Source organism: Agromyces sp. Y182 (genome assembly GCF_059445385.1).
Genome location: NZ_JCAIUF010000001.1, coordinates 3,053,525 through 3,066,583, shown reverse-complemented (window position 1 = coordinate 3,066,583; position 13,059 = coordinate 3,053,525). Strand labels below are relative to the sequence as shown.

At 68.0% G+C, this 13,059-nt stretch carries 13 protein-coding genes and 1 tRNA gene; 6 read left to right on the top strand and 8 right to left on the bottom strand.

Annotated features, from left to right (window positions below):
• Positions 1 to 14: 14 nt before the first annotated feature.
• Together AC1C2R_RS14080 and AC1C2R_RS14075 are read left to right on the top strand one after the other, a co-directional pair.
• Positions 15 to 1,835: a sensor histidine kinase gene (locus tag AC1C2R_RS14080; RefSeq protein WP_495353108.1), complete on the top strand. Its 1,821-nt coding sequence runs from the start codon at positions 15 to 17 to the stop codon at positions 1,833 to 1,835.
• A 141-nt stretch (positions 1,836 to 1,976) separates the two neighbouring features.
• Positions 1,977 to 2,267 carry a WXG100 family type VII secretion target gene (locus AC1C2R_RS14075; RefSeq protein WP_495353107.1) on the top strand — a complete coding sequence of 97 codons (291 nt, stop codon included), beginning with the start codon at positions 1,977 to 1,979 and terminating at the stop codon, positions 2,265 to 2,267.
• Positions 2,268 to 2,586: 319 nt separating this feature from the next.
• Here the strand turns inward: AC1C2R_RS14075 and groL are convergent, their stop codons facing one another.
• From groL to AC1C2R_RS14050, 5 genes are all read right to left on the bottom strand, one after another.
• Positions 2,587 to 4,206: a chaperonin GroEL gene (gene groL / locus AC1C2R_RS14070; protein WP_495353105.1), complete on the bottom strand. Its 1,620-nt coding sequence runs from the start codon at positions 4,204 to 4,206 to the stop codon at positions 2,587 to 2,589.
• Between the two features lie 125 nt (positions 4,207 to 4,331).
• On the bottom strand, positions 4,332 to 5,384 hold the full coding sequence (locus AC1C2R_RS14065) for a DUF3048 domain-containing protein (protein ID WP_495380314.1): 1,053 nt from the start codon (positions 5,382 to 5,384) through the stop codon (positions 4,332 to 4,334).
• 90 nt (positions 5,385 to 5,474) lie between these two features.
• On the bottom strand, positions 5,475 to 5,678 hold the full coding sequence (locus AC1C2R_RS14060) for a cold-shock protein (RefSeq protein WP_108595877.1): 204 nt from the start codon (positions 5,676 to 5,678) through the stop codon (positions 5,475 to 5,477).
• Between the two features lie 203 nt (positions 5,679 to 5,881).
• Positions 5,882 to 6,427 carry a LytR C-terminal domain-containing protein gene (locus AC1C2R_RS14055; RefSeq protein ID WP_495353103.1) on the bottom strand — a complete coding sequence of 182 codons (546 nt, stop codon included), beginning with the start codon at positions 6,425 to 6,427 and terminating at the stop codon, positions 5,882 to 5,884.
• Between the two features lie 28 nt (positions 6,428 to 6,455).
• Complete coding sequence (locus AC1C2R_RS14050; protein WP_495353102.1) at positions 6,456 to 6,752, bottom strand: DUF3263 domain-containing protein; 297 nt, start codon at positions 6,750 to 6,752, stop codon at positions 6,456 to 6,458.
• A gap of 236 nt (positions 6,753 to 6,988) precedes the next feature.
• Here AC1C2R_RS14050 and msrB point away from each other — a divergent pair, with 236 nt between their 5' ends.
• Both msrB and AC1C2R_RS14040 read left to right on the top strand, forming a co-directional pair.
• Positions 6,989 to 7,390, top strand: coding sequence for a peptide-methionine (R)-S-oxide reductase MsrB (gene msrB, locus AC1C2R_RS14045; RefSeq protein ID WP_495353101.1), 402 nt, complete (start codon positions 6,989 to 6,991; stop codon positions 7,388 to 7,390).
• Entirely contained in the window at positions 7,391 to 7,945 is a 555-nt protein-coding gene (locus AC1C2R_RS14040; RefSeq protein ID WP_495353100.1) for a nitroreductase family protein, read from the top strand.
• Here the strand turns inward: AC1C2R_RS14040 and AC1C2R_RS14035 are convergent.
• The 3 genes from AC1C2R_RS14035 to AC1C2R_RS14025 all read right to left on the bottom strand — a co-directional run bounded on the left by AC1C2R_RS14035 (position 7,929) and on the right by AC1C2R_RS14025 (position 10,131).
• Positions 7,929 to 9,035, bottom strand: coding sequence for a DMT family transporter (locus AC1C2R_RS14035; RefSeq protein WP_495380313.1), 1,107 nt, complete (start codon positions 9,033 to 9,035; stop codon positions 7,929 to 7,931). The two genes, AC1C2R_RS14040 and AC1C2R_RS14035, sit on opposite strands and share 17 nt — an antisense overlap.
• Positions 9,036 to 9,039: 4 nt before the next feature.
• Positions 9,040 to 9,112 (bottom strand) — tRNA-Thr (locus AC1C2R_RS14030).
• A 92-nt stretch (positions 9,113 to 9,204) separates the two neighbouring features.
• Positions 9,205 to 10,131, bottom strand: coding sequence for a DsbA family protein (locus AC1C2R_RS14025; protein WP_495353098.1), 927 nt, complete (start codon positions 10,129 to 10,131; stop codon positions 9,205 to 9,207).
• 248 nt (positions 10,132 to 10,379) lie between these two features.
• Between AC1C2R_RS14025 and AC1C2R_RS14020 the strand changes: the two genes are divergently transcribed.
• Both AC1C2R_RS14020 and AC1C2R_RS14015 read left to right on the top strand, forming a co-directional pair.
• Positions 10,380 to 11,480: an ABC transporter ATP-binding protein gene (locus AC1C2R_RS14020; protein WP_495353097.1), complete on the top strand. Its 1,101-nt coding sequence runs from the start codon at positions 10,380 to 10,382 to the stop codon at positions 11,478 to 11,480.
• A gap of 194 nt (positions 11,481 to 11,674) precedes the next feature.
• On the top strand, positions 11,675 to 12,997 hold the full coding sequence (locus tag AC1C2R_RS14015; protein ID WP_495353096.1) for a DUF4032 domain-containing protein: 1,323 nt from the start codon (positions 11,675 to 11,677) through the stop codon (positions 12,995 to 12,997).
• Positions 12,998 to 13,059 lie beyond the last annotated feature (62 nt).

Sequence of the window (13,059 nt, the reverse complement as noted above, 5' to 3'; positions counted from 1 at the left end):
AGACTCGGCCAGCCATGAATCAGATCTCCGAGCGGTGGAACCGCATCTCGCTGCGTACCAAGATCACGGGTGTCACCGTGCTCATGCTCACGCTCGGACTTCTGGTTTCAGGAATCGGAACCGCGGCGATGCTGCGCTCGTACGTCGAAGAGCAGATGACCTCCAAGCTCGAGTCGATCGCATCGGGTGAACTGAAGAAATACTTCACCGATGAGAAAGACCTCGACAAGCGCGAGTTCATGCCCTCTGACGATGTCTTCATCGCGATCTACGATGCAGCGTCCGGCGAACTGCAGCAGACCAACTGGGATGACCGCCCTCCCGAGTCGCGTCCCGTCATTCCCGAGATGCTCACCCAGGCCAAGGTGAACGAGCTCAACAGCTCGACGTACACGGTCTTGAAACTGGAGGATGCGCAGGGATCGCCGAGCTTCCGCGGTGTCACCACGATCACGCTCGCCGACGAGCACGGTGCCTACTCGGCGGTCATCATCGCCGTCTCCTCGAAAGACACCGAGCAACTGCTCGCCGTCTACCTGACGATCTTCCTCGGATTCGGATTCGGCGTCGTGCTCGTCGGAGCGCTCCTGACCCGCATGCTCGTGACCACGACTTTCATGCCGCTCCGCGAGGTCGAGCGCACCGCTGCCGCGATCGCCGACGGCGACTTCAGCCAGCGCCTCGGCGGGGCGACGCCGAACACCGAGGTCGGGCGGCTGAACCGTTCGCTCAACACGATGCTGAACCGCATCGATCGCGCGTTCCGTGATCGCGCGCGCACGATCGACCAGATGCGCCGGTTCGTCGGCGACGCCTCGCACGAGCTCCGCACTCCTCTCGTCTCGGTGCGCGGCTATGCCGAGCTCTACCGCATGGGCGCCCTGCAGAGCCCGGAAGAAGTCGGTCAGGCGATGGAGCGCATCGAGAAGGAGGCGATCCGCATGGGCGGCCTGGTCGAAGACCTGCTCGCCCTCGCCCGTCTCGATGAGGCCAAGCCGCTCGAACTCGCCGAAGTCGACCTCGTGCCGCTCGCGCGCGACGCCGCCCTCGACACGATGGCCGCGCACCCCGCTCGCACGATCACGGTGATCGCGCCCGAAGATGTCAGCCGGGCGGATGCCGCGGGCGAGCCCGCCCCCGACCTCGAGGTCGAGCTCGAACCCGCTGCCGACCGCGCCAGCACGCTCACCGGACCGATCTCATTCGCGGGTGCGACGCTCGCACGGTTGCGCGGCCGCCGTCCTCGCGGCGAGGCTGCGACGACGACCGGCAGCCGACGGGCGACGGGGAAGACCGGAGGCGGAGCATCCGCGCCCTCGAAACGCGCCGTTCGCGCATCGGCCGCTGCGGCCGCTGCGTCGGCCGCTGCCGCTGACGCGCTCGCCGCACCGGCGACGGCGGAGGCTCCCTCGGCTCAGGGCCGCCAGAAACCCGTGCGGCGCACGGTCGTGCTCGCGGAGGAGAACAAGATCCGCCAGGTGATCACGAATCTGATGGGCAACGCGATCCGCTTCACCGCCCCCGACAGTCCCATCGAAATCCGCATCTCCGTCGATGAATCCGCCGAGCGCGCGATGATCGAGGTCGTCGATCACGGTGAGGGCATCCCGCCGCAGATCCGCGAGAAGATCTTCCAGCGTTTTTGGCGCGCCGACACGTCCCGCACACGCGAGACGGGTGGGTCCGGCCTCGGACTCGCGATCGTGTCCTCGATCGTCGCTGCGCACAACGGCACGGTCGACGTCGTCGAGACACCGGGCGGTGGAGCGACCTTCCGGGTGTCGCTGCCTCTGGCCGGCGCAGCGGCATCGCCCCGGTCGGTCAACACCGACTGAGCGACCGCGCATCCTTCTGCGCGCCCCGACTCGTCCTCAACATGCGGCGGGCGACGGATGCCGGGCACCGATGCGTGCCCGCGCGGTTCCCCTCCGTCGATGCGCGCGTAGCGTGGCGACACACCGAACGAAGGGAACACCATGACCACGTACCAGGTCGACTCCGAGCAGGTCGCCGCTGCGACCCAGACGATGCGCGGCACGATCGGACGCATCCAGTCCGAAGTGGCGTCGCTGCTCGGCCAGCTCACGGGCCTGCAGTCCTCGTGGTCGGGGCAGGCCTCGTCCGCGTTCCAGGGAGCCGTCGCCGACTGGCGAGCCACGCAGACGCAGGTCGAAGAGAGCCTCGCCGGTCTCAACACCGCCCTCGGCACCGCTGCGGTGCAATACTCCGACGCCGAGCAGTCGAACGCCCGGCTGTTCCTGCGCTGAAGCTCAGTCGTGCTGTCGTTGCTGCCGGGCAGTCGCGCTGTCGCGCTGTCGGGCAGTCGTACTGTCGGGCTGTCGTGCAGTCGTACTGTCGTGCAGTCGGGCAGTCGTGCTGCCGGGCAGTGTGGCTGCCGCGGCCGGGCTGGAGCGACCCCATGCCTGAACCGGGGCGCCCATGCGCCGCGCCGACACGACGATGGGCGCCTCCCGTGAGGGAGACGCCCATCGTGTGCGTCGCGTGACGCGAACCTGGTCTCGACACGACCGGCCGGAGGGGCCGGTCACTCGACCCTGACCAAGCGGAGCTACGCTCCGCTCAGGGTCAGAAGTCCATGCCGCCCGTGGGGTCGCCGGCCGGAGCCGAGTTCTTCTCGGGCTTGTCGGCGACGACGGCCTCGGTGGTGAGGAAGAGGCCAGCGATCGACGCAGCGTTGAGCAGCGCCGAACGGGTGACCTTCACCGGGTCGTTGATGCCGGCAGCCAGCATGTCGACGTACTCGCCGGTCGCGGCGTTCAGGCCGTGGCCGATCGGGAGGTTGCGCACGCGGTCGACCACGACGCCCGGCTCGAGGCCGGCGTTGAGGGCGATCTGCTTGAGCGGCGCGTCGATGGCCACGCGCACGATGTTCGCGCCGGTCGCCTCGTCACCCGTGAGTTCGAGCTTCTCGAACGCGGTCTTGCCCGCCTGGATCAGGGCGACGCCACCACCGGCGACGATGCCCTCTTCGACGGCGGCCTTCGCGTTGCGAACGGCGTCTTCGATGCGGTGCTTGCGCTCCTTGAGCTCGACCTCGGTCGCCGCACCCGCCTTGATGACGGCGACGCCGCCCGCGAGCTTGGCGAGGCGCTCCTGCAGCTTCTCGCGGTCGTAGTCGGAGTCGGTGTTGTCGATCTCCTTGCGGATCTGCGAGACACGGCCTGCGATCGCCTCTTCTTCGCCGCCACCCTCGACGATGGTCGTCTCGTCTTTGGTGATGATGACCTTGCGAGCGGTGCCGAGCAGGTCGAGGGTGACGTTCTCGAGCTTGAGGCCGACCTCTTCCGAGATGACCTGGCCGCCGGTGAGCGTCGCGATGTCCTGCAGCTGCGCCTTGCGACGGTCGCCGAAGCCGGGAGCCTTGACGGCGACCGACTTGAAGATGCCACGGATCTTGTTGACGATCAGCGTGGCCAGAGCCTCGCCGTCGACGTCTTCAGCGATGATCAGGAGCTGCTTGCCGGTCTGGATGACCTTGTCGACGATCGGCAGCAGGTCTTTGATGTTCGAGACCTTGCCGTTGACGATCAGGATGTAGGGGTCTTCGAAGACCGCTTCCTGACGGTCGGGATCGGTGACGAAGTACGCCGAGAGGTAACCCTTGTCGAAGCGCATGCCCTCGGTCAGCTCGAGCTCGGTGCCGAAGGTGTTCGACTCCTCGACGGTGACGACACCCTCTTTGCCGACTTTGTCGATCGCCTCGGCGATGAGTGCACCGATCTGCTCGTCGGCGGCCGAGATCGAAGCCGTTGCGGCGATCTCTTCCTTCGTCTCGACGTCTTTCGCGTTCGCGAGGAGCTCGGTCTCGACGGCCGCGACGGCCTTCTCGATGCCGCGCTTCAGCGAGATGGGGTCGGCGCCTGCTGCGACGTTGCGAAGGCCCTCGCGCACGAGCGCCTGGGCGAGCACGACCGAGGTCGTGGTGCCGTCACCGGCGACGTCGTCGGTCTTCTTGGCGACCTCCTTGACGAGCTCGGCACCGATCTTCTCGTACGGGTCGTCGAGCTCGATCTCTTTGGCGATCGACACGCCGTCGTTCGTGATCGTGGGCGCGCCCCACTTCTTCTCGAGCACGACGTTGCGGCCACGCGGGCCGAGGGTCACCTTCACCGCGTCGGCGAGCGTGTTGAGGCCACGCTCGAGGCCGCGACGGGCCTCCTCGTTGAAAGCAATGATCTTTGCCATGTGTTTCTCTCGTCCTTTCCCGGACGTCTTCAAAGATTCGTTGGGTTAGCACTCAAAACGAGTGAGTGCTAAGACGATTCTGGCACTCGACCGTCGGGAGTGCAAGCGAGCGCCGGGCTGTCCGCTCAGGGCGTGAAGCTCGCCGAACCCTCGTCCGGCACGAGCTCCACCCAGGTGTTGCCGGGGGCGAGGCGCAACGGTGAGCCGTCATCGGCGGTGAGGGTGATCGGCGACGCCGCGGCGTCCTTCGACCAGGTGCCGTGCGCTGTGCGGCCCGCAACCGAGACCCAGGCCTCGCCCGAGCCGATCAGAACCGTCTTCGGCACGTCTTCGTAGCTCTCGTCGATGCCGACCCGCAGGGTCACCACGTTCGTGGCCCGCACACGCTCCCCCGAAGCTTCGAGATCAGGGGCGCCTTCCTGCGAGCGCAACCACACGGATGCCCCGCCGTCCCACTCCCATGCAGGGAAGCGCGCATCGGAGAACACGAGATCGATCCGCGACGTCGGGGCCGCAGCGAGGGCCGGCGCAGCCAACGGGTCCGCCGCGCCGTACGCGAACTGCGCCGGCGGCGGCGCAAGCGACGCGTTTCGCGAAACGGCCTCGCCGGCACGGAGGATCACGTCGTGCGGCCCCGGCCGTTCGTCGGCGCGGTAGAAGAGACCGGTGTCGTCGTAGTCGAAGACGATGTTGAGGAGCGGCGTCGCCATCATCATCTCGACGAACCGCTCCTGCCCACCCGAATACGAGATGATGCCGCCGAACGGCGTCGCGATGTCGGGATCCATCGGACGAATCGAGCGCACGGGGCCGAGCTCGTCGGGGACATCCGAATGCCAGACCGCGAGGTACCGGGTGATGCCGCCCTCGACGAGCTCCTCGAAGACGATGTCGGTTCGATTCATCGCAATTTGCGGGCGAGCCTCTTCGTGGTTGTCGATCTTCACGGCGAGCGAGGGATGCGCGAGCCCCGCAGCATCCGCCGCCGTGCCTCGGAGCGGCGCGAACGCCACCGCCACTGCGGACGAGTCGGCCACAGGACGCGACGTCACTCCGCCGGATTGCGTGTCGGGGTTGGACGCCGACGGCTGGCACCCGACGAGCAGCACCGCGGTCGAGGCGAGCACGGCCAACGCTGCTGCCCGCCGAAGCGGTGTCGGCCGGGCCCGCGCTGCCATGCGGTCAGCGTAGTCGAGCGGGCGTCGGAGTCGGTCTGCGGCACGCCACGGACCTACGGCGACCTGCCGGGCGGATCAGGTGGAACCGGCTCAAGCTGGGCGGACCGCCTCGGCCTGAGGGCCCTTCGAGCCTGTGCCGACCTCGAACACGACCTGCTGGCCCTCTTCGAGCACCTTGTAGCCGGACATGTCGATCGCGGAGTAGTGGACGAAGACGTCTTGACCCCCCTCGTCGACGGTGATGAATCCGTAACCCTTTTCAGCGTTGAACCACTTCACGGTTCCGTTCGCCATGCGTTGCTCCCATGTTGCCGTGTGTCGATCAGCACGTGCCTGTCGCCTGTACCGGGCCCTCGTTCGTGCTGACGGGGCGCCGAGACGGCACCGGGCGTTCACACGGGTAGAGCGACCGAGTCCAGATACTCACGACGAGGCGTGCGGGCACAAGAGCATGGACCGGCCAACAGGTCTCGGAATGGCAACGATTGGATCGACGGTCAGCCCGCCGTGGCGTCCGCGTAGTCGGATCCGAGCACGACGACGAGCTGGTTGCCTGTTGCCACGAACTGGTCGGACATCCGCACGTCGGCCTCGGGCAGGAACTGCGCGACGCCTCGAGCGGCCCCCTCGAGGTCGGGTGTCGCGTAGTACACGACGGTCTCGGTCAGGGTGTCGTCGCTCGCGTTCGCGGTGGAGCCGACCGGCACGCCGCTGGCGACGAGGGTCTCCTCCGCCCTGGCTGCGAGGCCCGACGTGGCCGTGCCGTTCAGCACGAGCACCGGGATGTCGGGGGCGACCACGGGCTCGGCGGTGACGACCGGCTCGGCGCTCGGCCCTGCGGCCGTCGGATCGCCGACGTTCAGCCGGTCGTTGAAGAGCATGACGGCGGCGATCCCCACGCCCACCAGTACGACGGTCGCGAGCGTCGCCCAACCGAAGGTGATCCAGCCGGCACCTTTGCGTGCGGGCGCCCGATGCGCGCCGACGCGATCGATGCCATGCGGAATCGAGTCGAAACGATCACGGGGGAACTTCTGCGCCATGGGTCCAGTCGTCGGGTCGGGGCCGCGCTCAGTCGAGCGGTCGGCCGATCGAGAGGGAACGCCGCGTTCGCGCCGCCGCCCGGGCCGCACGCAACCGCTGCAGTCGCTTGACGAGCATGGGGTCGTGCCGGAGGGCCGCGGGCGAATCGATGAGTTCGCCGAGTATCCGATAGTAGCGGGCGGCGGAGATCGCGAACTCGTCGCGGATCGCCTCCGCCTTCGCGCCCGGCTGCTGCCACGCACGTGACTCGAACGCGAGCACGCGTACAGCGCGTTCGTCGAGTGCCGACTCGGGGGGACGGCGCTGCGTGCGCTCGGCGCTCATACGACCTCCCATCGAGGCGAGCCGGATGCACCGCCTGCACAAATCCTAGACACTCTCGCCCGTGCACGAGCCGAGTGGCGGCGGCGTGTGTCCGGTCCGCTCGCGGTCCATCCCGCGCACCCGCCCGCAGCTCGGAACATCGGAGCGCGTCGGTGCGTTGCAACCGATGTCGGAACCCGCCGCCGGACCTGCGAGCATGGTCGAGCACCGACGCGAGGACTGAGAGAGGACCGCACATGGCGTACAACGTGGACAAGACCGAAGAGGAATGGCGTTCCGAGCTCGGTGACGAGCAATACTCGGTGCTCCGGGAGGCGGCGACGGAGCGCCCCTGGACGGGTGAACTCCTCGATGAAGAGCGCGCCGGCGTGTATGCGTGCGCCGCGTGCGGCGCCGAGCTCTTCCAGAGCGGCACGAAGTTCGACTCCGGCTGCGGCTGGCCGAGTTTCTACGAGTCGGTTCGCCCCGAGGCCGTCGAGCTCATCGAAGACTCCTCGCTCGGCATGGTGCGCACCGAGGTGCGCTGTGCGAATTGCGGCTCACACCTCGGCCACGTCTTCCCCGACGGGTTCGGCACCCCCACCGGCGACCGCTACTGCATGAACTCGCTCTCCCTCGACTTCACGGCCGAGGCCTGAGTGGCGGCTTCCGTTCGCGAGGCCATGCTCGCGAGGCGGTCGGCGCCGAAGGTGACGGATGCCTCGCCCGATGACCCCCAGATCATCGCGTTGCTCGAGGCGGCAGGCCGGGTCGCCGATCACGCCGCGCTACGGCCGTGGCGGGTGATCGCCCTTCGCGGTGACGCTCGCGTTCGACTGGGCACTGCGCTCGCAGGTGCGGCCGGACTCGACGGCGAACACGGCGCCCGGCTCGCGGGCAAGCCGCTGCGGGCGCCGTTGCTGCTCGCGATCGTGGCCGTCACCTCACAGCACCACAAGGTGCCGGAGTGGGAGCAGGAGGCGGTTGCGGCGGGCGTCGCCCATCAGCTGAGCCTGCTGCTCGACGAGGCGGGATGGGGCGTGATGTGGCGCTCGGGCCCGCACACGCGGCATCCACTCGTCGCCGAACTGCACGGTCTCGCGTCCGGTGAACGACTCCTCGGCTGGCTGTACGTCGGCGGACTGCCAGACAGCCCGCGACCCGATCGCGGCCCCGACGTCGCGGCCGCCTCGCGGTTCAGTTCGCTCGACTGATCTCGGTGTCGGTCGTCGCGTCGTCGGCGGCCGTCACGTCGACACCGCCCGTCGCGTCGGCCACGTGCGGAGCTGCATGCTTCCGCCGACCCCAGCGGATCGATGCGACCACGACGGCGACGAGCGCCAGTGCCGTGCCGCCGATCGTCGCGAGATCGACCGGCCGACCGGCCGTCGGCAGCAGTAGATCGAGGGCGAGCGCTGCCGTGAGCTGCCCAGCAACCCCGCAGAGGGCGAGCAGGAGCACCCCGATGACGCGAACGAGCATCGCCTGCCCGGCGATGAATATGCAGCCGATCGCACCTCCCGCGTAGAGCCATGGTTCGGTCGGCATCGCAGCGGGCCACCCCGCGGATGCCGCGTGCACGAGCATCACGACGACGAGGGCCGTGGTGCCGACCGCGAAGTTGAACACCGTCGCGGTGAGCGCGCTGCCGGCGAGCACCTTGACCCGACCGTTCACCGCCTGCTGCCACGCCGAGCCGAGGCCCGCGACGAACGGCAGCACCATGAGGAGCACCGGCACCTCGTTCGCGATCTGAGCCGACACCGCCCAGCCGATCGCGGCGAGCGCGAGGACCGCGCCTGCGACACGCGTCGCGCTGAGCGGCCGGCGACCGCCGGGCCCGAGGCCGACGAGGTCGAAGACGATTCCGCCGATGGTCTGCCCCGCGACGATGGCGATCGTGAACAGGGCCACGCCGATGACGCCCGCCGACAAGCCCTGCGTGGTCACGAACCAGGCTCCCGCAAGGCCGCCGAGCACGATCCACCACGCGAGTTCCCGCCGGCGCAGTGCGCCGATGACACGTGCCGTGCCGACCCGCCCTGGCCGCCACAGGCTCAGCACGGCGAGCAGGATGACGAGGCCGCTGCCGAAGGAGATCGCCGCTGCCGTGAACGGGTCGTCGAGCGCAGCCGCGAGCTGGCCGTTCACTCGCGACTGCAACGCCGTCAAGGCTCCGAAGGCGAGCGCGAGCACGAGTGCGAGCCACATCGGCAGACGGGAGCGATCAGCATGAGCATGCTCGTGGTTCGTGCGGGCGGTGCGGTCCGTCTCGTCGACGGCCTTCGCGGCTGAATTCTGCATCAAGAGCCGGCTACGAGATTCGAACTCGTAACCCCCGCTTTACAAGAGCGGTGCGCTACCAATTGCGCCAAGCCGGCGAGGCGTGCCTCTCCGACATCCTATCGATCGCATGCACGCCGAACGCGCGGAGGCCCGGCAGCAGCCGGACCCCCGTTGGGCGCTACGGTCGTCAGGACGCCGGCGTGGGCGTCGGAGTCGGCGTCGAGGTCGACTCCGAGAAGGTCTCACCCGTCGCCTGCAGCACGAACGACTGGAACTCGGCCGGATCCGTGAGCGAGCCCTCGTACTGCTTGCCGTTCACGAGCACCGTCGGGGTGCCCTTGATCGACTCGAGGTCGGAATTGGGCACCGGCTCGGTCAGCGCGCGCGTCGTGGCATCCTGAACCCACTTCTTGAACTGGGTGTCGTCGATGCACTTCTCGATCGTCGAGAGGGAACTGACACCCGCCTCTTTCGCGAGCGCCTTGATCTTGGAATCGTCGAGGCCGGTCGACGTCTCTTCGGGCTGGTTCTCGAAGAGCAGTGCGTTGAAGTCGAAGAACGACTCGGGCGAGGCATCCGCGACGCATGCCGCAGCGTTCGCGGCGCGCAACGAGTACTGCGTGCCGGCCGACTTGTTGGTCAGCAGTGCGATCGGGTGCACCTCGAGCGTCGCAGCCCCCGACTCGACCATCGTTCTGATCGACTCGGAGTTCGTCGACTCGAACTGGCCGCAGAACGGGCACAGGTAGTCGATGTACATGACGATGTTGGCCACGGTGCCGCTGTCGTCGGGCACGGTCGGGGTCGGGGTGCCGCCGGCAGCCAGCGCAGGGGTCTCGGTCGCCGTGATGACGCCGTCGACACCCGTGAGCAGAATGCCGTCGCTCGCCATGTTGGCGGGGCCGGGGCCCGCCGGCTTGACGCTCTGGAAGATCAGCGTGCCGATGACCGCCGCGATCGCGACGACTGCGACGATGACGCCGCCCTGAAGGAGCACCTTGTTGCGGCGCTCGCGCTTCTTCTGGTCCTCGCGGAGAACTCGCGCCGTCTCACGTGCCGCTTCGCGCTGCTCGTTACGGGTGGGACGTGGCTGATTCGATCCGCCGTTGCTCATCGATGGTCACTCCGGTCGCTGTGTGGGCGCGCGCTTGTGCATGCGGACGCAAAGACGATAGTAGGGAGGATGGCTGGGAATCACCCAAACGGATGCCGCGAGCGCGCCGAGTTCCGACTGGATGCCCCGGCCGGAACGTGTGCATCGCGGCCACCCGTGCATGCGATACTGAGTGGGCGTCAGCGTCGACGCAGTCCATCACAACGGATCGTCCGGCACGTACCTGCCGGTGAAGGAGAAACAGAATCATGGCGTCAGTCACGTTCGACAAGGCCACCCGCATCTACCCCGGAGGCAACCGGCCGGCCGTCGATCAGCTCGACCTCGAGGTGGCAGACGGCGAGTTCCTCGTCCTCGTCGGCCCCTCTGGTTGCGGCAAGTCAACCTCGCTCCGCATGCTCGCCGGCCTCGAAGAGGTCAACGAGGGCAACATCTTCATCGGCGACCGCAACGTCACCGACGTGCCGCCGAAAGACCGCGACATCGCGATGGTCTTCCAGAACTACGCGCTCTACCCGCACATGACCGTCGCCGAGAACATGGGCTTCGCGCTCAAGATCGCGGGCATCGGCAAAGAGGAGCGCGCTGCTCGTGTACTCGAGGCGGCCAAGCTCCTCGACCTCGAGCCCTACCTGGCACGCAAGCCGAAGGCACTCTCGGGCGGCCAGCGTCAGCGCGTCGCCATGGGCCGCGCGATCGTGCGCCAGCCCCAGGTGTTCCTCATGGATGAGCCGCTGTCGAACCTCGACGCGAAGCTCCGTGTGCAGACCCGTACGCAGATCGCCTCGCTCCAGCGTCGTCTCGGCGTCACCACGGTCTACGTCACGCACGACCAGACCGAGGCGCTCACCATGGGCGACCGCATCGCCGTGCTGAAAGACGGCGTCCTGCAGCAGGTCGGCACCCCGCGCGATCTGTACGAAGCCCCGAAGAACGTGTTCGTCGCCGGCTTCATCGGCTCGCCCGCGATGAACCTGTTCCACGCCGACCTCGTCGACGATGGCATCAAGTTCGGCACCGCAACGGTGCCGGTCGACCGCGAGACGCTCGCCCAGTCGAGTGGCAAGGTCGCCACCATCGGCGTGCGCCCCGAAGACATCGTCGTGTCGGCCACTCAGGGTGAGGGCCTCGCAGTCGAGGTCGACCTCGTCGAAGAGCTCGGCGCCGACGGCTACCTCTACGGCCACTCCACGGTCGAGGGCAAGCGCACCGACATCGTCGCTCGCGTCGACGGACGCCTGCACCCGTCAGCCGGCGACAAGGTGTACCTCACTGCCACGCCGAACCACGTGCACCTCTTCGACGCGGAGTCGGGCGACCGCCTCGGCGGCAAGGTCGTGGTGAGCTGACCGACGCAGTCACCGGCGATGCCGGCCGGGCCTCGGCCCGGCCGGCATCGTTGTTCTCCGCCCGTTCTGCGCCCACACCATCTGCGCCCGCTCCATCGGTGTCCGCTCCATCTGCGCCCGCTCCATCGGTGTCCGCTCCATCGGTGTCCGCTCCATCTGCGCCCCCTCGCAACCGCGACTACGCTGAAGCACAAATGAGCGGCTCACTCTCCATCACCTCGGCCATGGCCGACCCTGCACTGCTCGACCTGCCCTGGGACCTCCCTCTCGAGGCGTGGCCGAACGACACCATCGCGGCACTGCCCAAGGGAATCTCACGCCACCTCGTGCGGTTCGCGCACCTCGGCGCCCACGTCGTGGCGATCAAGGAGACGACGGCCGACATGGCCAAGGGCGAGTACGAGATGCTGCGCACGCTGCAGCGTCTCGACATCCCGTGCGTCGAGCCCGTCGCGTTCATCACCAATCGCACCGATGCCGAAGGCGACGCACTCAAGCCCGTGCTCGTCACGCGGCACCTCCGCTTCTCACTCCCTTATCGGGCACTCTTCTCGCAGACCCTCCGGCCCGACACCGCGACGCGGCTCGTCGACGCCCTCGCCGTGTTGTTGGTGCGCCTGCACATCGTCGGATTCTTCTGGGGTGACGTCTCACTCTCGAACACCCTGTTCCGCCGCGACGCGGGTGCATTCGCGGCGTACCTCGTCGACGCCGAGACCGGCAAGCTCTACGAGGGCGGACTCTCGAACGGCCAACGCGAGAACGACCTCGAGATCGCCCGGGTCAACATCGCGGGCGAACTGCTCGACCTCGAAGCGGGCGGCAAGGTGGCCGACGAACTCGATCCCGTGAACATCTCGAACGGCATCGTCGAGGCATATCGAAGCCTCTGGATCGAACTCACCGGATCCGAGTCGTTCTCGAGCGCCGAGCGATGGCGCATCAACGAACGCGTGAACCGCCTGAACGAGCTCGGCTTCGACATCGAAGAGCTCGCGATCAAGACCGACGAGACCGGCACGACCGTGCGCATCCAGCCGAAGGTCGTCGACGCCGGCCACCATCAGCGGCGCCTGCTGCGACTCACCGGCGTCGACGCCGGCGAGAACCAGGCCCGGCGACTGCTCAACGACCTCGACTCGTACCGGGCCGCCTACGGCAAGACCGAGCTCGACGAGGAGATGGTCGCGCACGAGTGGCTCATGCGCGTGTTCGAACCTGTCGTACGGGCGATTCCGCTCGAGCTGCGCGGCAAGCTCGAGCCGGCCGAGGTCTTCCACCAGTTGCTCGACCACCGCTGGTACCTCGCCCAGCAGGCCGGGCACGACATCCCGCTGGCTGAAGCGGTGACCTCCTATATCAACACCGTGTTGCGGCATCGGCGCGACGAGGCGACCGTGATCGGGCCGCCGACCGGCGCGTTCACCATGCCGGTCGAGACGATCCCCTCGACCGATACCGCGGCCTTCGCCGCCCTCGATCCCGACGACGACGGCGACTGGCGAATGAACGTCTGACCCACACCGATACCCGCCGTAACGAGCGTATACAGGTCCGTTGGTCGAGTAGCGAGCGCCAG

Excerpts from the sequence above, each read along its gene's own strand:
- AC1C2R_RS14080 (WP_495353108.1), top strand. The coding sequence starts at position 15 with ATGAATCAGATCTCCGAGCGGTGGAACCGCATCTCGCTGCGTACCAAG.
- AC1C2R_RS14075 (WP_495353107.1), top strand. The coding sequence starts at position 1,977 with ATGACCACGTACCAGGTCGACTCCGAGCAGGTCGCCGCTGCGACCCAG.
- groL (WP_495353105.1), bottom strand. The coding sequence starts at position 4,206 with ATGGCAAAGATCATTGCTTTCAACGAGGAGGCCCGTCGCGGCCTCGAG.
- AC1C2R_RS14065 (WP_495380314.1), bottom strand. The coding sequence starts at position 5,384 with ATGGCAGCGCGGGCCCGGCCGACACCGCTTCGGCGGGCAGCAGCGTTG.
- AC1C2R_RS14060 (WP_108595877.1), bottom strand. The coding sequence starts at position 5,678 with ATGGCGAACGGAACCGTGAAGTGGTTCAACGCTGAAAAGGGTTACGGA.
- AC1C2R_RS14055 (WP_495353103.1), bottom strand. The coding sequence starts at position 6,427 with ATGGCGCAGAAGTTCCCCCGTGATCGTTTCGACTCGATTCCGCATGGC.
- AC1C2R_RS14050 (WP_495353102.1), bottom strand. The coding sequence starts at position 6,752 with ATGAGCGCCGAGCGCACGCAGCGCCGTCCCCCCGAGTCGGCACTCGAC.
- msrB (WP_495353101.1), top strand. The coding sequence starts at position 6,989 with ATGGCGTACAACGTGGACAAGACCGAAGAGGAATGGCGTTCCGAGCTC.
- AC1C2R_RS14035 (WP_495380313.1), bottom strand. The coding sequence starts at position 9,035 with ATGCAGAATTCAGCCGCGAAGGCCGTCGACGAGACGGACCGCACCGCC.
- AC1C2R_RS14025 (WP_495353098.1), bottom strand. The coding sequence starts at position 10,131 with ATGAGCAACGGCGGATCGAATCAGCCACGTCCCACCCGTAACGAGCAG.
- AC1C2R_RS14020 (WP_495353097.1), top strand. The coding sequence starts at position 10,380 with ATGGCGTCAGTCACGTTCGACAAGGCCACCCGCATCTACCCCGGAGGC.
- AC1C2R_RS14015 (WP_495353096.1), top strand. The coding sequence starts at position 11,675 with ATGAGCGGCTCACTCTCCATCACCTCGGCCATGGCCGACCCTGCACTG.